The following is an 18,200-nucleotide window of genomic DNA, read 5'->3' as shown; positions in this document are numbered from 1 at the left end:
CGGCGCACGGAGGTCGGACATGTCAGGGCCCTTGGAAGGCACGCTGCGGAACAGGGTCGCGCTGGTGGCGGGCGCGACCCGGGGCGCGGGCCGCGGGATCGCCGTGGAACTGGGCGCGGCCGGCGCCACCGTCTACGTGACCGGCCGCAGCACCCGGGAGCGGCGCTCGGAGTACGACCGGCCGGAGACCATCGAGGACACCGCGGACCTGGTCACCGCGGCGGGCGGGCGGGGCATCGCCGTCCCCACCGACCATCTCGTCTCCGCCGAGGTGGCCGCCCTCGTCGACCGGATCGCCGACGAACAGGGCCGTCTCGACATCCTGGTCAACGACATCTGGGGCGGCGAGAAGCTCTTCGAGTGGGACGCGCCCGTCTGGGAACACGACCTCGACAACGGACGCCGGATGCTCCGGCTCGCCATCGAGACCCACGCGATCACCAGCCACCACGCGCTGCCCCTGCTGCTGCGCCGGCCGGGCGGCCTGGTCGTCGAGATGACCGACGGCACCGCGGAGTACAACCGGGACACCTACCGCGTCTCCTTCTTCTACGACATCGCCAAGTCCGCCGTCCTGCGCATGGCGTTCGCCCTCGGACACGAACTGGGCCCGCGCGGCGCCACCGCCGTGGCGCTCACCCCCGGCTGGCTGCGCTCCGAGATGATGCTCGAAGCCTTCGGCGTGACCGAGGAGAACTGGCACGACGCCGAGAAGAACGAGCCGCACTTCGCCATCTCCGAGACGCCGTTCTACGTGGGGCGCGCCGTCGCCGCGCTGGCCGCCGATCCCGAACGGGCGCGCTGGAACGGCCAGTCCCTCTCCAGCGGGCAGCTCGCCCGGGAGTACGGCTTCACCGACCGGGACGGCAGCCGGCCGGACGCCTGGCGCTACATGGTCGAGGTGCAGGACAAGGGGAAGCCCGCCGACGTCACGGGGTACCGCTGACGAGCGGCCCGTGCGGGCCGACCCCTGTCGCCGCGACGATCATGGAGGTACCTTCCCAGCCATGACAGCGATGAGGCGGTTCGAGGGGTACGGAGTCCTGATCACCGGCGCGGCCCGCGGGATCGGCGCGGCCACCGCCCGCCGCCTGGCCGCGGAGGGTGCTCAGGTCCTCGTCACCGACGTGGACGCGGCCGCGGCGGAGGAGACCGCGGCCGCACTGCGTGAACTCGGCGCGCGGGCCGAGGCGTTCACCTGTGACGTGGGGCGGCGGGCCGAGGTGGAGGCCGCCGTGGCCCGCGCCGTGGACGTCTTCGGCTCGCTCGACGTCCTGGTCAACAACGCCTACCGGTGCACCCCCGACGCCCCGCTCTTCGAGGACGAGAGCGACGAGGACTGGGCCGCCGACCTCGACATCACCCTGACCGGGGCCTACCGCTGCGCCCGCGCCGCGCTCCCGCACCTGGTCGCCTCCGGCCGCGGGGCCATCGTCACCATCGGCTCCGTCAACGGCATCCAGGACTTCGGCAACCACGCCTACAGCGCGGCCAAGGCGGGACTGATGTCGCTCACCCGCACCCTCGCCGGCCATGCCGCCGAGCGGGGCGTACGGGTCAACCTCGTGGCTCCCGGCACGATCCGCACCACGGCCTGGGAGGGCCGCGAGGACGATCTCGCCTCCGCGGCACGGCTGTTGTACCCGCTCGGCCGGGTCGGCGAGCCGGAGGACATCGCGGCCGCCGTCGCCTTCCTCGCCTCCGCCGACGCCGCCTGGATCACCGGCACGACCCTGTGCGTCGACGGCGGGCTGCTGGGCGTCAACAAGCGGTTCCGGCAGGCGGTCGGGGGAGAGGGCGGGGACGAGGGCGGAAGCTGAGGCGGGCCGCGGGTGTGGTGCCCCTCGGTGCCGCGCTGTTCCTGACAGGATGGCCGCATGGAACGTGTGCTTGGAATCGGCGGATACTTCCTGCGTGCCGGCGACCCCGCGGCCCTGAGCGCCTGGTACCGCGACTGCCTGGGCCTGGACACCGACGAGCACGGTCTGTGGCGCCCGGAGGCCGGGCCGACGGTGTTCGCCGCCTTCGAGCCCGGGACCGACTACTTCGGGTCACCCGGCCAGCAGACCATGCTCAACTTCCGTGTCCGCGACCTGGACGCGATGCTCGCGCAACTGCGCGCCCGGGGAGCGGACGTGGCGGAGGAGACCCAGGACATGGACGGCGTCGGCCGCTTCGGCTGGGTCACCGACCCGGAGGGCAACCGGATCGAACTGTGGCAGCCCGCCTGACCCACCGGACGTGAGGACGGGCCGAAGCCGGCCCGTCCCGGGAGGCCGAAGTCGGCCCCCACCGCCCCCGGCGCGGACCGTCACAGGCGCGGCTGCGCGCAGTGCCGCTCGACGGCCGCGAACACCCGGTCCGTGTCCGCCTCGGACGTACGCCAGTTGCTGAACGCGGCCCGCAGTCCGTGTGTGCCGTCGTAGCACGTCGGTGTCACGAAGGCCTCGCCCGAGGCGGCGACCGCGTCCGCCAGCGCGTGCACACGCCGTTCCGTCGGGTCCTCGGCGAGGGTGAAGCACACGACGTTCAGCCGCACCGGCGCGAGGAGCCGCAGTCCGGGAGCGCGGGCGATCCGCTCGCCCAGCCGCCGGGCGAGCGCGACGTTCCGCTCGACGATCTCCCGATGCCCCTCGCGCCCGTAGGCAGCCAGGGAGAACCAGGCCGGGAGCGCGCGCAGCCGGCGTGAGTTCTCCGGCGTCAGGTGCAGGAAGTCGGGGTCGGCGCCGGGGAGTCCGAGATAGGGCGAGGCGTTGTGGAAGACCCGGACCTGGAGGTCCTGGCGACGGGTGAACTGGACGGCCGCGTCGTAGGGGACGTTGAGCCACTTGTGCAGGTCGACGCAGACGGAGTCGGCCTCGTCCAGGCCTGCCACCAGCGCGGAGTGCGCCGGCGACAGCGCGGCGAACCCGCCGAACGCCGCGTCGACGTGCAGCCAGAAGTCATGGCGTTCCTTGAGCGCGGCGACGGCCCGCAGATCGTCGAAGTCGACCGTGTTCACCGTCCCGGCGTTCGCCACGACGACGGCCGGACGCCCGTCGAGCGCGTGGAGCGCGGCATCGAGGCGCTCCACGTCCACGGCCTCGCGGTTGCCGGGCAGCACCGGCACCCGGCGCAGGCTGCCGCGCCCGAGACCGAGCACCGACAGGGCCTTGGCGACACTCGAGTGGGGGCTGCCCGACAGCACGTCCACCGGGCCCAGCGCGGCCGCTCCCTCGTCCGAGACCGACACACCCCGGCGCTCGCCGAGCCACTCCCGCGCGATGGCGAGCCCGACCGTGTTCGAGACCGTCGCGCCGCTCACGAACGCCCCGTGGTGCTCCTCGCCGAGCCCGAACAGCTCCCGCAGCCAGCCCAGCGTCTCGTGCTCCAGCGCGCTCGCGAAGGAGCCGGCGGCGCCCGAGACGTTCTGGTCGTAGGCGCCGGTCAGCCAGTCCCCGGTCAGTGAGGCGGGCGTCGCGCCGCCGGTGACGAATCCCAGATAGCGCGGGCCCGCGGAACCCGAGAACCCGGGCGCCCAGCGTCCGGCGAACCGGGCCAGGGCCCCCTCCGCGCCGGCGCCCTCGGCCGGAAGGGGATCGGGCGCGGGCGCCTTGCCCAGGGCTGCGACGGGACGGGTGTCGAGGCCGCTCACCTCGTGGACGGCGAAGTCCCGGGCGGCCTGGAGGAGTTCGGGGAGACGGTCGAGGTCGTCGGAGAGAGCCGGGTGCATGACGGCAGCCTATGAGCAACGTCCCTCGAAAGAGCGGTCCACTTCGGGGAAACCGGACCGGTCCGCGGTGGGCGTCCGGCGCCGTCGGCGGACCCGGGGCGCCGCAACGGCGCGGCAGAACCGGGACGCCGCCGGGAACCGGAGCCGTCACAGCGAGGAATGTCACTGTTCCGTACCTATGGGGCGGGCCGTACAACGCAATACCCTCTAGGGCTGTCTAGCAGTGCAGACAGAACGATGAAAACAACAGGAAGGTCCGCCATGGGGGACACACGCAGGCGGGGAGCTGTCGCGCTCGGACTCACGGGACTCGTGGCGCCGCTCACCCTCGCGCTGGGCGCGGCACCCGCTCAGGCCGCGAGCTGTACGACGGCCGCCGGCCCGTACCAGAAGCAGGTGGAGAAGTTCCTCGGGCGGCCCGTGGACGGCAGGCAGTCCGCCGCCGACTGCAAGGCGATCCAGGCCTTCCAGAACAAGCACGGCATCACCCCGAACATCGGGTACGCGGGACCCGTCACCTGGGGCGTGATGGATCTCATGAACAAGCAGAAGGCCGTGGGGACCAACCCCAACCGGGACGGCAAGTGCCCGGTCAACAAGGGCCGGATCGCCTGCGTCAACCTCACCCTCCAGCTCAGCTGGATCCAGGACGGCAGCCGCCTGGTCTACGGGCCGGTCCCGGTCCGCACCGGCAGGGACGGCTACGAGACGCGTACCGGCCTGAAAAAGATCTACTGGCGTGACATCGACCACGTCTCGAGCATCTACAACGTGTCCATGCCGTACAGCCAGTTCTTCGACGGCGGCCAGGCCTTCCACTCGGTGGGCCTCAGCATGTGGAACCCGCCCGGCTCGCACGGCTGCGTCAACATGACCCCGACGACGGCCAAGAAGTACTGGTCGCTGCTCAAGAACGGTGACGACGTCTACGTGTACGGCCGCAAGCCCGGAACGTGAGCGAGTGACGAGCTTCACGGTCCGTTATGTCGCCGGGTGGGTCTTTACTCACATCATCTTCACGTCAAGGGCCGTATGCTTCACGGCATGTGCACCACTCTTGACAACGACACTCAGCGATCCGCTGCCGAAGTCAACGAGGAGATCCGGGCTCTCTGGTTCCGGGCAGGTGGGTCGCTGAACATGGACGAGCGGCGCGAGTACCAGCGCCTCGTCCTCGAGTGGGCGAAGGCCGCCCCGTCGTCCTCGGCGACCCGGGCCGCCTGACCTTCCGTGTCCGGCAGGGCTCCCCGAACAAGGAGAGCCACGGCCTCGAACCTCGGCACCGGACTCCGACGACCCGGACCCGGTCATCCGGCTCCGGGTCGCAACAGCAGGCCCGGCGGCCGTGACCGCCGGGCCTCAGCTTTGCGGACCGCTCAGCCCCAGCTCTGTGAATACTGCCGCCGGTAGGCGTTGCGGTCCTGCTCGGTGCGGATGAAGCGGGTCGCCACGAACGCGATGACGCTTCCTCCGATGACGAGCAGACCGGGGCCGACATTGTTCGGGTCGGTGAGCGCGGACACGAACGTCTGGGCCGCACCGCTCCCACCCACCGCCTCCACCGCGCCCGGAGCCGCCGCACCCGGCGCTCCACCCTGCGAGGCCATCGCGGAGGCCGACGGGGCGACGGACGGCTGGGCCGCGGCACCCGCGCCACCCTGCGCGGGCTGGCCCGCGAGCGTCACCCCCAGTGCGGTCAGCGCCTTGGTGACCGGCTGGAAGAACGTCGTACCGCCGCTCTTGCAGTCCCCGTTGCCGCCCGAGGTCACCCCGAGCGCGATGCCCTCGGAGAACAACGGACCGCCGCTGTCGCCCGGTTCGGCGCACACCGTGGTCTCGACCAGCCCGGTGACCGTGCCCTCCGGGTAGTTGACCGTCGCGTTGAGCGCGGTCACCTTGCCGTCGTGCAGTCCGCTGGTGCTGCCGCTGCGGAACACCCGCTGGCCCACGGCCGGATCGGCGGCGCCCGTGATGCGTACGCCGTTGCCGCCGCCGATGGCGACGACGTTGCTCGCGTCAGAGGGCTGACGGCCGCTGTCGTACTGGATCAGCGAGAAGTCACTGCCGGGGAACGCCGTCGTGACCGTGCGGCCCTCCTGCTGGCGGCCCGTGTTGTCGGAGAACCAGACCGATCCCTCGGGGCCGCAGTGCCCAGCCGTGAGGATGAACTCACCCTGCGGGCTCGTTACGTTGAAGCCGGCTGAGCAGCGCCCGCCGGTCGAGAAGATCGCCTGCGCGCCGTTCACCCGCGTGGTGAAGGTGCCCTGCGTCCGCTGCATCCGCACCGAGTCGCCGATGCCGTCGGCCAGTTTCGTCATGCGCGACCAGTCGGTGGCGGAGACCGTGCTGTCGGCCTGGACCACCACCTCGTTCTTCGTGTAGTCCACCGCCCACGCCGTACCCGGTACCCGGGGCGCCGAACTCAGCTTCTGTGTGGCGGACTTGAGGTCCTGCATGCTGTGCGTCACGACCTTCGGGCGGGCACCCGCCCGCTTCACCGCGTCCGCCGCGTCGGCGTCGGTGACCGCCACGACGGGACGCCCGTCGGCGGCTATCCAGTTGCCGGCCGTCCGCGAGGTGCCCAGCCGGGACACGAGACCGGCGCCCGTGTCCGCCGCGGCCCGCGTCGCGGCCGCGGTGCCCGACACGTCGGACGGTTCGCTCGCCATGGCGCGGGTGACCATGAACCCCCCGCAGAGCAGCCCGCCGACGGCCGCGAGTCGCGCCCCCCGTTGGACGATCCGTCGTCGTGCGTGCCTCATGCCAGGGCTCCCGAAACCGTACGGGGCGGCGTCACCGCCGCCGAAGGCCCCGGTCGAGGGCCCTCCCCTCATACGTGCGCCCCGGCCCGGTTGTTCACCACCGTCCGGAGCCGGCGACGGGGTGGCCGATTCGCGTCGGGAACGGCCGCTTCAGGACCGTGCGCGTGTGCCGGTCCCGCCTTTCGGCGAAGACCGCGGTGCGCCGAAGTCGCCCTGCCCCGCAGGACGTTGACACCACCGGGGCAGGGCGGACGACACGGCCGCCCCCGACGGACGGGACCGTCGGGGGCGGCCGGGGCCGTTCGGCCGGATTCAGGCGTGGGCGCGGGTCCGGGCTGCCACCTCGTCCCGGGTCAGATACACGTCCGTACGCTCGAAGTCCCGCAGCGTCCCCTTGCGGTCCGCGAGGAATCCGGTGCGGACGAAGTCGTCGCCCGCCACGGCGTTGAGGAGCCAGTTGGCACCCGTACGGAACCGGGCGGCGCCCGTCCGCAGGGCGTACAGGTGGTATCCGCGGGCCACGAGCTGCGCGGGCGCGCCCTTGAGGCCGATGCCGAGCGGCTTGGACACGGCGTCGTGGCCGCCGAGGTCGACGACCAGACCGAGGTCCTTGTGCCGGTAGGGCAGCGTGGGCTCGCCGCGCAGCTTCGCCGCGAGGACCTTGGCCGCGTGCCGGCCCTGCCGGGCCGCGTGCTGGGCCGTGGGCGGGCAGGGGGAGCCGTCGCCCTTGGCCAGATCGGGAACCGCCGCGGCGTCGCCCAGCGCGAACACCCCGTCGAGGCCCGGCACCCTGAAGTCGGGTTCGGCGACGAGCCGTCCGCGCACGGTCTCCGCGCCCAGCGAGTCGACCAGCGGACTCGCGGCGACGCCCGCGGTCCACACCAGCGTCCGCGACGGCAGCACCCGCCCGTCGGTGAGGGTGACCTCGTCCTTGGTGACCGAGGCGACGGAGGTGCCCAGCGAGATCTGCACACCGCGCTCACTGAGCGTCCGCAGCGCGTCCGCGCCCAGTTTGTCCCCGAGCTCGGGCAGCAGCTTCGGGGCGACGTCGACCAGATGCCACTTGATGAGGTCCGGGTCGATGCGGGGGTGGTACCGCCGCGCCGCGGCGGTGGTCAGACGCTGGAGGCAGGCCGCCGTCTCGGTGCCCGCGTACCCGCCGCCGACCACCACGAACTGGAGCCGCGCGGCCTGCTCGTCGTGGTCCGGCGTCGCCGCCGCCAGGTCGAGTTGCGCGATCACGTGGTCACGCAGATACGCGGCCTGGGCGAGCGTCTTCATGCCGCGCGCCTCCTCCGCGAGACCCGGGATGTCGAAGGTGCGGGTCACGCTTCCCGGGGTGAGCACCAGGTAGTCGTAGTGCAGGTCGACGAGATCCCCGGTGATCTTCCGGACGACGCACACCTTGGCCTCCGGATCGACACCGATCACTCCGCCCGGCACCAGCGCGGTGCGGTGCAGGATCCGGCGCAGCGAGGGCGCGACGGACTGCGGTGTGACGACACCGGCGGCGACATGGGGCAGCAGTGGCAGGTAGAGCTGATAGTCCGTCGGGCTGATCAGGGTGACCCGGGCCTCGCCGGGGGTGAGCGTCCGCTCCAGGCTTCTGGCGGCCTCGACTCCGGCGAATCCCGCGCCGACGATGACGATGTTCGGTCCTTGCATCTGAGCAGCCTCTCTCCACTGGTGCCAGCCGCGAGCCCAGGCTCACACGGCTCGCGGGCGTGTGCCACTGCACCGCCGCGTACCCCGAAGCGCGTGAAGCACGATCTCTACCGATCGGTAACTACCTCTTCCCCCTCCGTACACGGGCTGCCAGGATCATTTCCGCCACGGCGACGGAGCCAGGCACCGTCGCCTTCTCGATGCGTGGGTTCGACCGACTCGCGCACTCCGACGAGCAGATGTGAAAAGGGGACAGGCATGACGCGACGTGGTGCGGTGCGGCGGATAGGTGCGATGTCGGCGGTCGTGGCGCTCGGGCTCGGGGGGACGGTCGGCGCGGCCGGTTCCGCCGCCGCGGCCCCGGCCCAGGCGGTCTCGAGCGTCTCCGCGACGGCCGGTGTCGACTACGCCACCTGGCAGAGCGACGTCCAGGCCGTCATCGACCAGGCGGTCCCGTACGTCGAGCAGCGCACCGCGAACGCCGGGGGCCAGAAGCTCGCGGTCGTCTTCGACATCGACAACACCGCGCTGGAGACGGACTTCCACCCCTGGTACGAGCTGCCCACCCCGGCGGTCAAGGCCTCGCTGGCCCTCGCCCGCTACGCCCACTCCCGGGGCGTGGCCGTGTTCTTCGTGACCGCCCGCCCGGGCATCATCGCCAGCGAGACGAAGTGGAACCTGAAGTGCGCCGGCTACCCGGTCGACGGACTCTACGTGCGTGATCTGCCCGACCTCTTCGACGAGGTCGGCGCCTACAAGACCGGCAAGCGCGCGGAGATCGAGTCCCGCGGGTACACGATCATCGCCAACGTCGGCAACAACACCACCGACCTGGTCGGCGGCCACGCGGAGCGCACGTTCAAGCTGCCCGACTACGACGGACAGCTTTCCTGACCGGGACGGCTCGGGTGCCGACGGGGCCTCGGACCGGCGTGCTTACACTTCGGCCATGGACGAGGCCTCGCTGGACACGCTCGGATCGGGCAAGTACCTGCTGATCACCAGCTATCGCAAGAACGGTACGGGGGTCGCCACACCCGTGTGGGTGGTGCGGGACGGGGCGGCGCTGGGCGCCTGGACCGTCTCGGACAGTTGGAAGGTGAAGCGCATCCGCAACCGGGCCGACGTCCTGGTCGGTCCCTGCGACGTGCGCGGCAGGCCGACGGGGGAGCCGGTCCCCGCCACGGCCGAGATCGTCGACGCGGCGGAGACGGCCCGCTACCGCAAGCTTCTCGCCCGCAAGTACGGGCTGGTGGGCCGGCTCACCCTGTTCGGCAGCCGGCTGCGCCGCGGCGAGAGCGGCACCGTCGGTATCCGGATCACCCTGTCCCCGTGACGCGGTCCGTCGCGACGACGGATGTCGAGCCGTGTGACGTATTCGGGAGGGCGCCGAGGGCGCCCTCCCTTTCGCATGTCCGCACCGCCTTCCGCGTCGGCGTGGGCGCGCCGCCGATACGGGAGTTGGCCGGATGTGTACTGCGGGAGACGTTGACTAGAAAGCGCTTACCGCCTACGTTCCCGTTCAGCAGGGTGACCCGCGTGTGACATCTCGTATACGAGACATGAGCTCTCCGAGCCGCACCACCTGGGAAAGTCGCACCAGCCAAGCTCGTGTTCGGGTCGTGAACGTCGTGTCGCACGCCCTGCGCTGTTCAGATACAGGTACGGCATCCGTGTACATGTCCAGAGTCGCCTCTGAAGGGACACACCCGCATGCGTACGCTCCCCCCACGCCGGCGCTTCCGTCCGGCCCTGCTGACCGTCGGTGCCGCCGCCCTGGCGGTCACCGCCGCACTCGTGCTGCCCCAGTCGGCCGGAGCCGCCGAGACCGCGCCGGTCGGCTTCGGCGCCGGGACCACGGGCGGCGGCGGCGCGACCGCCGTCACCGTCACGACACTCGCCGCCTTCAAGACCGCCGTCACCGGTGACACGGCCAAGGTCGTGAAGGTCAGCGGCCTGATCCCGCTCAGCGGCCAGGTCGACATCGGCTCCAACACCACGGTCCTCGGCGTCGGTTCGGCGTCCGGGTTCACCGGCGGCGGACTGCGTCTGAAGAAGGTCACCAACGTCGTCGTCCGTAACCTGAACATCAGCAAGCCGGTGGCGCCCGCCGACGGGATCACCGTCCAGGCCTCGACGAAGGTGTGGATCGACCACAACGCCTTCTCGTCCGACCGCGACCACGGCAAGGACTACTACGACGGCCTGGTCGACATCACCCACGCCTCCGACTACGTCACCGTCTCCTGGAACACGTTCAAGGACCACTACAAGGGCTCGCTCGTCGGCCACAGCGACAGCAACGCGAGCGAGGACACCGGGCACTTGCGGGTGACGTACCACCACAACTGGTTCAACAACGTCAACTCCCGTATCCCCAGCCTGCGTTTCGGCACCGGGCACTTCTACGACAACTACGTCGTCGGCGCCGACACCGCCGTGCACTCCCGCATGGGCGCCCAGATGCTCGTCGAGAACAACGTCTTCCGGAGCACGGCGGTCGCCGTCACCACGAACCGCGACAGCGACGTGGACGGCCACGCCAACCTCAGCGGCAACGACCTCGGCGGGGCCGCGACCGAGATCTCGCAGGTCGGCACGTTCACGAAGCCGCCCTACAGCTACGCCGCCGAGCCGTCCTCGACCGTCGTCGCCTCGGTGACGTCCGGCGCGGGCACCGGGAAGCTCTGACACCCCGCCTCCGGGCGCCCCGGCCGGTCCTCGGGAGTCCGGCCGGTCCTCGGGAGTCCGGCCTGCATCCCTGGGAGTCCTGCGGCATCCCGCCCCGCCGGCCGCACCCAGGAACCCCACCCCACCACCCTGCATCACCACCCCACCCCACCACCGCACTTCACCACCCCACGGGAAGAAGGCATCGGGACATGACGTCATCAGCACGTCCGCGCGCCAGGCGGCGCGCCCTCACCGGCACCCTCGCCGCACTCGGCCTCTCGGCCGCCATGGTGATGGCCGACGGCGCCCTGACCCCGGCGAGCGCCGCCACCTGGCCCACCGCGACCGGCAGCCAGGCCGTCTCCGCCACCATCTCGGTCTCCGGCACCAAGGACTACGGGATGAAGCGCCTCTACGGCACCGGCGACCTGGGCACGGGCAGCCAGGACGAGGACCAGGGGCCGATCCTGGAACTGGCCGCGGGAGCCGTCCTGAAGAACGTCATCATCGGCTCGCCCGCGGCGGACGGCATCCACTGCCTGGGCAGTTGCACCCTGCAGAACGTCTGGTGGGAGGACGTCGGCGAGGACGCCGCGACGTTCCTCGGCTCCTCGTCGTCCAACGTCTACACCGTCAGCGGCGGCGGCGCGAAGGAGGCCAGTGACAAGGTGTTCCAGTTCAACGGCGCCGGAACGCTGAACGTGTCGAACTTCGCCGTCCAGACCTTCGGCACCTTCGTCCGGTCCTGCGGCAACTGCAAGACGCAGTACAAGCGGACCATCAACCTCAACACCATCGAGGCGACCTACAAGGGGAGCAAGCTCGTCGGCATCAACACCAACTACGGCGACAGCGCGACCCTCAAGTCCATCAGGATCCTCGGGGACAGCAGCAAGAAGATCGTCCCCTGCCAGAAGTACATCGGCAACAACACGGGCGCCGAGCCGACCACGAACGGCAGCGGCCCCGACGGCACCTACTGCAAGTACGCGACGTCCGACATCACCTACGGCTGACGGTCGGCCGCCGACGGCTCACGGCTGACGGCTGAACGAACCGGCCTCGTACGCCGGTTCGTTCAGCCGCGCCCGCGACCCCGCGGATCAACCCACCAGGGGCCCGGACGCCGAATCCGCCGGTCCGGTCCTGCGGACGTGCAGCACGCTGCCGTCCAGGGGCAGCGGTGTCCGGCCCACGAGGCTGAGGCCCGCGTCGGCGAACAGCCGGGCGTAGTGGTCGGCGCGCCGTTCGCGGCCGCCGACGTTGCACATCATGTGCAGGTCCCAGGCCGTGGCCAGCGAGGGCGATCCGTCGGCGGGCAGGACCCGTTCGACGACGAGCAGATCGGCGTCGTCGTGCATCGCGCGGGCGCAGTGGCGCAGGATCTCGCGGCAGCGGTCGTCGTCCCAGTCGTGCAGGACACGCGACAGGACGTAGACGTCGCCGCCCGCGGGCACGTCCGCGAAGTCGCCCGCCCGGAAGGTGCACCGCGCCGCGTGGCCGGCCGCGCCGAGGAGACGGCGGGCGGCCTCGACGGTGTGCGGGCGTTCCAGCAGGAGCCCCCGCAGGCGAGGATGCGCGGAAAGGATTCGGCCGAGCAGTTCCCCGTTGCCGCCCGCGATGTCGACCACGGTGGCCCCGTCGTCCGCCGCCAGCAGGACCGGGTGGGCGGGCAGCGGGTCGAACATCCGTGAACCGGCGGCCATGGACCGGTCGAAGAGGTCGGCGAGTTCGGGATCACGGGCGAAGTGGTCGAAGTGGTTCTCGCCGAAAAGCCGCTCGAAGGCGACCTGTCCGGTGCGCACGGTGTGCCCGAGCCCGGCGAAGGACTCGTAGAACGGCCCCCCGTACATCAGCGCCAGCGGCCTCATCGACCCTTCGGCCTCCGAGCGGAGCAGCGCGCCGGTACGCGTGAGCCGGAAACCGTCGCGGTCCTCGCGCACCACGCCGAGCATCGCGAGGTAGCGCAGCAGCGTGGCCAGGTTCGGCTCGAAGGCACCGACGTCCCGCGCCAGTTCCGCCACGCCGACGGCCCGCTCCTCGTCCATCGCGTCCGCCGCCTCGAGCCGTGCGAAGGCGGCCAGGGCCTGAGTCGTCCACGCCCCGGTCAACAGGCGCAGCAGTGTCTCGGCGGGCTGCCGCTCGCGGCACGCCTCGAGGTGGGCGGCGAGGACGTCACGGTGGTCGCCGGGGACGTACAGCTCCACGCGCCGGTACCCGGCCTTGGCCTCGGCGGGTGCGCCGAAGTAGAACACCGTGCCGTTCTCGTGCGGGTTGTAGCCGCCGCCGTCGGGGGTGGCGCCGTACCGTCCGAAGGCCGCGCACAGGCCGCGCAGCACCAACGGGTCCGGTTCCGCGACCTCGAAGGCGACATGCGCCTCGTGCTGCCGCTCCCGCTCGTGCGCGGCGAGCGGTTCGAGGTCCGACCCCGGCGGCACGGTCAGGGTGAACACCTCGACCACGCGCCGGACCCCGTCCAGGCACTCCACCGCGGGGCGCAGGACGCCGACGTCGAGTTGTGCCACGGACCGGTTGTGCCGTACGGCGAGACGCTCGCGCACGACGACGCTCGGCCGCGGCGGCGTGTCCGTGACGAGCCCGCAGTCGGCGAGGGTGGCCTGCAGCGCCGCCTCGTCGGGCGGGAGGACGAGCAGTGCCGCGTGCGAGAAGGCGCAGCGCTCCACCATGCTGCGCAGTTCCGGGCCGTCGAGCCCGGGAAGCAGGAGCGGGAGCAGTGTGGCGGTGTCCTGTTGCTTGACGAAGTCGACCGTCGCGCGCAGGCGGGACGTTTCGCCCGACAATGCCGTGATCACTGGAGCGGGATCCTCATTCCGGGGTTCGGATGTACGCGTACGGATGTACGAGGGGGCGAGCGGAGGGGGGTTGGGCGGCTAGACGCCGACGTAGTGCTCGGCGAACCAGTCCTGGTGGCTGCGCGAGGTGCGCAGCGAGGCGAGGCGGGAGCGGCGCAGGGAGTTGTGGAACAGCGACTCGCCGTCCGCGCCGGACGGGCCGTGCAGCAGCCCGATCATCCAGTGCGAGAACTCCTGCGCACGCCAGATGTGCGTCAGACACCGTGCCGAGTACGCGTCGAGGCCCTCGGAGTTCCCGGTGGTGAGGTCGTCGATCAGGGCGTGGGCGAGGACCGACGCTCCGAGGACCGCGAGATTGGCGCCCTTCGCGGCGGACGGGCTGATCAGGGCGGCGGCGTCGCCCACGAGGAACAGCGCGCCGTGGCGCAGCGGTTCGAGCACGTCGGACTCCAGGCCGACGACGGAGCGTTGCACGACGCGCCCGCGGCGCAGCGATCCTTGGTCCCGCTCCCGCATGCGCAGCGCCAGCTCGTCCCAGATCCGTTCCTCGGACCAGGCGTCGGCCCGGGTGCCGCGCTCGCACTGCAGGTAGTAGCGGGTGACCTCGCTGGTGCGGGCCATGTGCCCGGCGAACCCGCGCTCGTGCACCGCGTACCCGACGGCGTCCAGGCTGGGCGGTGCCTCGGCGAGCAGGCCGAGCCAGGTCACGCCGTGGTCGCGGTGGTGGCGGACCGTGCCCGCCGGCAGGGAACGCCGGGCCGCGCCGTGCCGCCCGTCGCAGCCGGCCACGTACCGCGCCCGCCACAGTCCGGGCCGCCCGTCGGCCTCGCGCACGGCCACCTCGGGCCGCTCGCCGTCGGCGCCGCGCACGGCCACGGCCTCGGTGCCGAAACGGATGTCCCCGCCGCGCTCCAGGAACCGTGCCACCAGGTCCGTCACCAGCTCCTGCTGGGGGTAGACGGTGTGCTGTTCCCGCCGTCCGAGATCGCCGTAGTCGAGACGGAACCGGCCCTCCGCGGTACGGAACTCGCAGGTGCCGTGGGGCCGTCCGCGCCGGTGCAGCCCCTCGGCGAGACCGTGGCGGTCCAGGATCCGTACGGTTTCGGCGGCCAGGAACCCGGCCCGTGCCCGTGTCTGTACGTGGGCGCGCTCGGCCCGTTCCAGGACGACGCAGTCGATTCCGTGGTCCACCAGGATGTTGCCGAGCACGAGTCCGGCCGGACCCGCCCCGAGGACGACCACGCCGGTCGTACGCGCGTCCGGTCGCCGCTGACTGTTCCCGTCTGTCACGGGATCAGATACTAAGGAGCGTCACATCATCGGTCGTACCGAAATCACCTGAATGCCAGGCTCGAACGACAAAGAGATCTCCGCGTGTGTTCAGCTCCAGGCGCTGTACGGGCCCTCGATGAGCTGGAACACCGGCTGGCGGCGCACCGGGTCCTGAGCGGTGGAGAGCTGGACCCGGTCGCCGCTGTGGATGGCGGCGGGCGAACCCATGACCCGGCCCCTGACCGTGAAGCCCTCGGCCATCTCGATGAGGGAGACGTTGCGTGCGGCCGGGGTGTTGCGGTGGATCACCGTGGAGTGGCGCACGACACCCGTGCCCGCGCTCGCCTCCGTACGCAGGTCGCTGCCCGCGCACACGGGGCACAGAAGGCGGTTGTACATGGCGGTGGCGCACCAGTGGCACCGCTGGAAGAGCAGGACGTCCCCGGCGCGTTCGGGCGAAGCGGTGCCGAGGCGAGCCCCGGAACCCGCGTCCAGCACGTCCGTCGACGCGTCGATGCCCGGGTGGAGGGCGATTCCTGGGTGGTACACGATGTCATCTCCCTGCGCTCGGCCGGAATCTGATGTGCGCGGAACGCCGTGCACGACCACAGGTTATGGCACTGAGTGCCACTCGACAAGGCACTCCGTACCCTCAAATGAAAGAAAGACCGTCCGCGGCCGGCCCGTGTTCAGTGCCGCGCGAAGGCCGATTCGATCTCCTGCACCACGCGCCACATGGGCGCCCCGCGACGCGAGACGACGACCACCACGTCGTCCGCGCTCTCTTCCTCGTCCGCCCCCTCTGCTTGCGCCGCCTGCGCCGCCTGCGCGTGCGCCGCCTGCGCGTGCGCCGCCTCGGCGGGGGCGGAGCCGAACGTGCGCTGCACGTAGCCGAGAGCCTTGTCGACCGCCACCTCGGCGTCCCCGGTCCCGTCCGAACGCAGCCAGGAGCGCAGGGCGTTGTTGTGCGCGGCGACCACGGCGGCGGCGACGACGTCGGCGCGCAGGGTGTCCGCCCGGGCCCCGGCGGAGAGTCCGCGCAGATACTCCGCGAGGGCGCGCTCGTAGCGCCAGACGACCGACAGTTCGTACGCGCGCAGGCCGGGCACCTTCTTGGTGAGCCGGTAGCGCTGGACGGAGAACGTCGGGTTCTCCGCGTACATGCGCAGCACCAGACGGGCGGCGTCGCAGACGCGCTGCACCGGGTCCTGGGTGCCGGCGTCCTCGCCGAGGAACGCCGTCATGTCGGCCAGGCAGCGTTCGTGGTCGGGGAAGACCACGTCCTCCTTGGACGGGAAATAGCGGAAGAACGAACGCCGTCCGACTCCGGCGAGGGCCACGATGTCGTCGATGGTCGTCTCCTCGTAGCCGCGTTCCAGGAAGAGCTGGAACGCGGCTCCCACCAGGGCGTCCCGCATCGGCGGTTTGACGGTGGTCGCGTCGGCGGGTTCGCGGCGCCCCGGTGCCTCTTTCATGGTCGGAAACTAGCATCGAAGCCGAGGTGGTGGCACTCGGTGCATTTTCAGGGGGACTGAGTTCCCTGACCGCTTTCGCCCGGCGCGCGCCGGGCGGGTCGGCCCCGGAGCCCTCCGGTCCGCCCCGGAGCCTGGAGTTCCCTATGTGGCCGATATGTGCTGACGAGTGAACTCCGTTGGCCCGGGCTCAAGTTGACAGCCCAAAAGCAGTGATCGACTATGAGGACGAGCCACGGCCCGCCGCGTCATCGCCCCCGGATGACGCGGTGCGAAGAGCCTCGGCACTCGTTCCCGCACGAGTGCCGGGGCTCGACGCGTTCCCGCCGGTCCCGACGGGTCGGTGTGCCGGTCAGCGGTCGTTGCAGGTCGCGGAGAATATGTCGTCGCCCGCCAGGTGCCCGTTGAGATGGGCCTGCAGGGCGACGCTCACCAGGGTCAGCAGGAGGTCGATGTCCGAGTCGACCTCCAGATGGATGGTCACCCAGCGGGAGCCGGGCACCACGCGGACGGCCGTCGAGGTCTTGAGATGGTCCTCGAAGCGCCGGATGGCCCGGTCGGTGAGGTGCAGGTCGACATCGTGCTCGGAATGGAAGTGGACGATCTCGCACTGCTCGGCGCACAGTGCGCGCCCCGTGCCGCAACTCGGCAGGGACTCCGCGAGGTCCGGCCAGCTCGCCAGCCGCGTCATGGCTCTCGAGGCCAAGGTCATGCGCCCATCATGACGAGCACACCTCCCGGCCACCAGAACTTGGCGCGGATGTAATCCCTCCAGCGTCGAGGAATGTCCGGTTTTCGCCTGGTAATCGAAGACGCTTCAACCATCGGCACGCGGGCCCGCCCCGTCGGCACCCCTCGGCGCGACGCGAAACGGCCCCGGACATCAGGTCCGGGGCCGCACTCGCTGTCGGGGGACCGGCCGGGCCGGTCCGGCTCACGCCATCCAGAAGAAGACGGCGGTCATCCGCTTGTCCTCCATGGTGGTCCCGCAGTAGCCGGTGGCGCTGTGCATCAGGTTGGCGTTGTAGAGGAGCAGCCGGTTGTAGCGGTGCGGGACGCGGACGTCCTCGACGAAGGAGTCCGGCGGGACGAAACGCGTGCCGAGGGCCTCGACCAGATTGTTGTGCGGGGCGACGACGACGTTGCCGCCCAGCCGGCCGCCGGGCAGGGCCTGCCGGAAGAAGGCCGTTCCGCAGTCCTTGGGGACGTTCGGGTTCAGATAGAGCACCGCCGCGTAACGGCACAGGGCGCGGGAGTCCGTGTGGGGGCGGGGCTCGCCCTCGTCCTTGCCGACGACCTGGACGCAGTTGTGGTTGAGCGTGGCGCCGGACGGGGTCGACTGCTGCCACAGCTCCGGGGCGCCGGTGGCCTTCTTCACCAGCCGCTCCACACGGGCCAGTTCGCCGGGCTCCAGTCCGGGCATCGTCCGCAGGCCCGGCCAGCTCTCCGAGGTGTACGGGTGACCCTTGGCCCAGTCGTCCCGGCCGACACACCGGGCCCGTACGGCGTCCGGGTCGGGCAGCACGTCGTCGAAGACCCAGTAGTCCCGGTCACGGGTGGGCTTGCGATAGGGGAGGACCGGCAACGCCGCTGATCTCGGAGGTTGTGGGGGCATGCGGCCGACCATATTGACGGCTCCGTCAGCGATCTCCAGGGAACGGGTCAACCTTCCGCCAACTCGGTTCATGGATCGGCCAATTCGATTCATGACTCGGCCAAGTGGCGGGGTTCGGGGTGATCACCGAGGCGCGGTTCGCGGTGCTCTCCCGAGGTGCGGCGCCCGGTGAACGTCCCGGCCCGCGCCCGCGTATCACTGCACAGGGACGGCGGG

At 71.3% G+C, this 18,200-nt stretch carries 18 protein-coding genes; 9 read left to right on the top strand and 9 right to left on the bottom strand.

Annotation, left to right across the window (positions count from 1 at the left end; all coding sequences use genetic code 11):
• Positions 1–19: 19 nt before the first annotated feature.
• From ACZ4TO_RS02905 to ACZ4TO_RS02895, 3 genes are all read left to right on the top strand, one after another.
• Positions 20–946: an SDR family oxidoreductase gene (locus tag ACZ4TO_RS02905; protein ID WP_382779802.1), complete on the top strand. Its 927-nt coding sequence runs from the start codon at positions 20–22 to the stop codon at positions 944–946.
• 61 nt (positions 947–1,007) lie between these two features.
• The gene (locus tag ACZ4TO_RS02900) at positions 1,008–1,820 is read left to right on the top strand and encodes an SDR family NAD(P)-dependent oxidoreductase (protein WP_468023225.1); all 813 of its coding nucleotides are present in this window, start codon (positions 1,008–1,010) and stop codon (positions 1,818–1,820) included.
• Positions 1,821–1,877: 57 nt separating this feature from the next.
• On the top strand, positions 1,878–2,231 hold the full coding sequence (locus tag ACZ4TO_RS02895; RefSeq protein WP_468023224.1) for a VOC family protein: 354 nt from the start codon (positions 1,878–1,880) through the stop codon (positions 2,229–2,231).
• Positions 2,232–2,311: 80 nt separating this feature from the next.
• Here ACZ4TO_RS02895 and ACZ4TO_RS02890 read toward each other — a convergent pair whose 3' ends face one another.
• The gene (locus ACZ4TO_RS02890; RefSeq protein WP_468023223.1) at positions 2,312–3,712 is read right to left on the bottom strand and encodes a pyridoxal phosphate-dependent decarboxylase family protein; all 1,401 of its coding nucleotides are present in this window, start codon (positions 3,710–3,712) and stop codon (positions 2,312–2,314) included.
• 261 nt (positions 3,713–3,973) lie between these two features.
• On the opposite strand from ACZ4TO_RS02890, the gene ACZ4TO_RS02885 reads away from it, so the two are divergent.
• Positions 3,974–4,669, top strand: a complete 696-nt coding sequence (locus ACZ4TO_RS02885; protein ID WP_382779813.1) for a L,D-transpeptidase family protein — start codon at positions 3,974–3,976, stop codon at positions 4,667–4,669.
• A 75-nt stretch (positions 4,670–4,744) separates the two neighbouring features.
• Entirely contained in the window at positions 4,745–4,936 is a 192-nt protein-coding gene (locus ACZ4TO_RS02880; RefSeq protein ID WP_365488181.1) for a hypothetical protein, read from the top strand.
• 152 nt (positions 4,937–5,088) lie between these two features.
• Here the strand turns inward: ACZ4TO_RS02880 and ACZ4TO_RS02875 are convergent, their stop codons facing one another.
• The gene (locus ACZ4TO_RS02875; RefSeq protein WP_468023222.1) at positions 5,089–6,474 is read right to left on the bottom strand and encodes a S1 family peptidase; all 1,386 of its coding nucleotides are present in this window, start codon (positions 6,472–6,474) and stop codon (positions 5,089–5,091) included.
• 312 nt (positions 6,475–6,786) lie between these two features.
• On the bottom strand, positions 6,787–8,139 hold the full coding sequence (locus ACZ4TO_RS02870) for an NAD(P)/FAD-dependent oxidoreductase (RefSeq protein ID WP_382779820.1): 1,353 nt from the start codon (positions 8,137–8,139) through the stop codon (positions 6,787–6,789).
• A gap of 258 nt (positions 8,140–8,397) precedes the next feature.
• Here ACZ4TO_RS02870 and ACZ4TO_RS02865 point away from each other — a divergent pair, with 258 nt between their 5' ends.
• The 4 genes from ACZ4TO_RS02865 to ACZ4TO_RS02850 all read left to right on the top strand — a co-directional run bounded on the left by ACZ4TO_RS02865 (position 8,398) and on the right by ACZ4TO_RS02850 (position 11,828).
• Entirely contained in the window at positions 8,398–9,033 is a 636-nt protein-coding gene (locus ACZ4TO_RS02865) for an HAD family acid phosphatase (protein WP_468023221.1), read from the top strand.
• 55 nt (positions 9,034–9,088) lie between these two features.
• Positions 9,089–9,475, top strand: coding sequence for a PPOX class F420-dependent oxidoreductase (locus ACZ4TO_RS02860; protein ID WP_382779826.1), 387 nt, complete (start codon positions 9,089–9,091; stop codon positions 9,473–9,475).
• 377 nt (positions 9,476–9,852) lie between these two features.
• The gene (locus ACZ4TO_RS02855; protein ID WP_468023220.1) at positions 9,853–10,830 is read left to right on the top strand and encodes a pectate lyase family protein; all 978 of its coding nucleotides are present in this window, start codon (positions 9,853–9,855) and stop codon (positions 10,828–10,830) included.
• 191 nt (positions 10,831–11,021) lie between these two features.
• Positions 11,022–11,828: a pectate lyase gene (locus ACZ4TO_RS02850; protein ID WP_382779831.1), complete on the top strand. Its 807-nt coding sequence runs from the start codon at positions 11,022–11,024 to the stop codon at positions 11,826–11,828.
• Positions 11,829–11,915: 87 nt separating this feature from the next.
• Here ACZ4TO_RS02850 and ACZ4TO_RS02845 read toward each other — a convergent pair whose 3' ends face one another.
• The 6 genes from ACZ4TO_RS02845 to ACZ4TO_RS02820 all read right to left on the bottom strand — a co-directional run bounded on the left by ACZ4TO_RS02845 (position 11,916) and on the right by ACZ4TO_RS02820 (position 17,984).
• On the bottom strand, positions 11,916–13,625 hold the full coding sequence (locus tag ACZ4TO_RS02845; RefSeq protein ID WP_468023219.1) for a methyltransferase: 1,710 nt from the start codon (positions 13,623–13,625) through the stop codon (positions 11,916–11,918).
• A gap of 78 nt (positions 13,626–13,703) precedes the next feature.
• A complete protein-coding gene (locus ACZ4TO_RS02840) occupies positions 13,704–14,867 on the bottom strand; it encodes a 4-hydroxybenzoate 3-monooxygenase (RefSeq protein WP_468023773.1) in 1,164 nt (387 codons plus the stop codon).
• A gap of 138 nt (positions 14,868–15,005) precedes the next feature.
• Positions 15,006–15,392 (bottom strand): Zn-ribbon domain-containing OB-fold protein, encoded by a 387-nt coding sequence (locus ACZ4TO_RS02835; protein WP_382780828.1) that lies wholly within the window; start codon positions 15,390–15,392, stop codon positions 15,006–15,008.
• A gap of 194 nt (positions 15,393–15,586) precedes the next feature.
• Entirely contained in the window at positions 15,587–16,315 is a 729-nt protein-coding gene (locus ACZ4TO_RS02830) for a TetR family transcriptional regulator (protein ID WP_468023772.1), read from the bottom strand.
• A gap of 406 nt (positions 16,316–16,721) precedes the next feature.
• Positions 16,722–17,081, bottom strand: coding sequence for a luciferase domain-containing protein (locus ACZ4TO_RS02825; protein WP_382779839.1), 360 nt, complete (start codon positions 17,079–17,081; stop codon positions 16,722–16,724).
• Positions 17,082–17,303: 222 nt separating this feature from the next.
• Positions 17,304–17,984 (bottom strand): DUF6445 family protein, encoded by a 681-nt coding sequence (locus ACZ4TO_RS02820; RefSeq protein ID WP_468023218.1) that lies wholly within the window; start codon positions 17,982–17,984, stop codon positions 17,304–17,306.
• Positions 17,985–18,200: the final 216 nt, after the last annotated feature.

It is taken from the genome of Streptomyces sp. NPDC028298 (assembly GCF_055565895.1).
This window is presented reverse-complemented; position numbering and strand designations above follow the sequence as displayed.

What these genes read in the sequence shown, in the direction of transcription:
- ACZ4TO_RS02830 (WP_468023772.1), bottom strand. Translation starts at nt 16,315, where the DNA reads ATGCGGGACGCCCTGGTGGGAGCCGCGTTCCAGCTCTTCCTGGAACGC.
- ACZ4TO_RS02825 (WP_382779839.1), bottom strand. Translation starts at nt 17,081, where the DNA reads ATGACCTTGGCCTCGAGAGCCATGACGCGGCTGGCGAGCTGGCCGGAC.
- ACZ4TO_RS02875 (WP_468023222.1), bottom strand. Translation starts at nt 6,474, where the DNA reads ATGAGGCACGCACGACGACGGATCGTCCAACGGGGGGCGCGACTCGCG.
- ACZ4TO_RS02885 (WP_382779813.1), top strand. Translation starts at nt 3,974, where the DNA reads ATGGGGGACACACGCAGGCGGGGAGCTGTCGCGCTCGGACTCACGGGA.
- ACZ4TO_RS02905 (WP_382779802.1), top strand. Translation starts at nt 20, where the DNA reads ATGTCAGGGCCCTTGGAAGGCACGCTGCGGAACAGGGTCGCGCTGGTG.
- ACZ4TO_RS02855 (WP_468023220.1), top strand. Translation starts at nt 9,853, where the DNA reads ATGCGTACGCTCCCCCCACGCCGGCGCTTCCGTCCGGCCCTGCTGACC.
- ACZ4TO_RS02860 (WP_382779826.1), top strand. Translation starts at nt 9,089, where the DNA reads ATGGACGAGGCCTCGCTGGACACGCTCGGATCGGGCAAGTACCTGCTG.
- ACZ4TO_RS02820 (WP_468023218.1), bottom strand. Translation starts at nt 17,984, where the DNA reads ATGCCCCCACAACCTCCGAGATCAGCGGCGTTGCCGGTCCTCCCCTAT.
- ACZ4TO_RS02900 (WP_468023225.1), top strand. Translation starts at nt 1,008, where the DNA reads ATGACAGCGATGAGGCGGTTCGAGGGGTACGGAGTCCTGATCACCGGC.
- ACZ4TO_RS02870 (WP_382779820.1), bottom strand. Translation starts at nt 8,139, where the DNA reads ATGCAAGGACCGAACATCGTCATCGTCGGCGCGGGATTCGCCGGAGTC.
- ACZ4TO_RS02890 (WP_468023223.1), bottom strand. Translation starts at nt 3,712, where the DNA reads ATGCACCCGGCTCTCTCCGACGACCTCGACCGTCTCCCCGAACTCCTC.
- ACZ4TO_RS02850 (WP_382779831.1), top strand. Translation starts at nt 11,022, where the DNA reads ATGACGTCATCAGCACGTCCGCGCGCCAGGCGGCGCGCCCTCACCGGC.
- ACZ4TO_RS02880 (WP_365488181.1), top strand. Translation starts at nt 4,745, where the DNA reads ATGCTTCACGGCATGTGCACCACTCTTGACAACGACACTCAGCGATCC.
- ACZ4TO_RS02865 (WP_468023221.1), top strand. Translation starts at nt 8,398, where the DNA reads ATGACGCGACGTGGTGCGGTGCGGCGGATAGGTGCGATGTCGGCGGTC.
- ACZ4TO_RS02895 (WP_468023224.1), top strand. Translation starts at nt 1,878, where the DNA reads ATGGAACGTGTGCTTGGAATCGGCGGATACTTCCTGCGTGCCGGCGAC.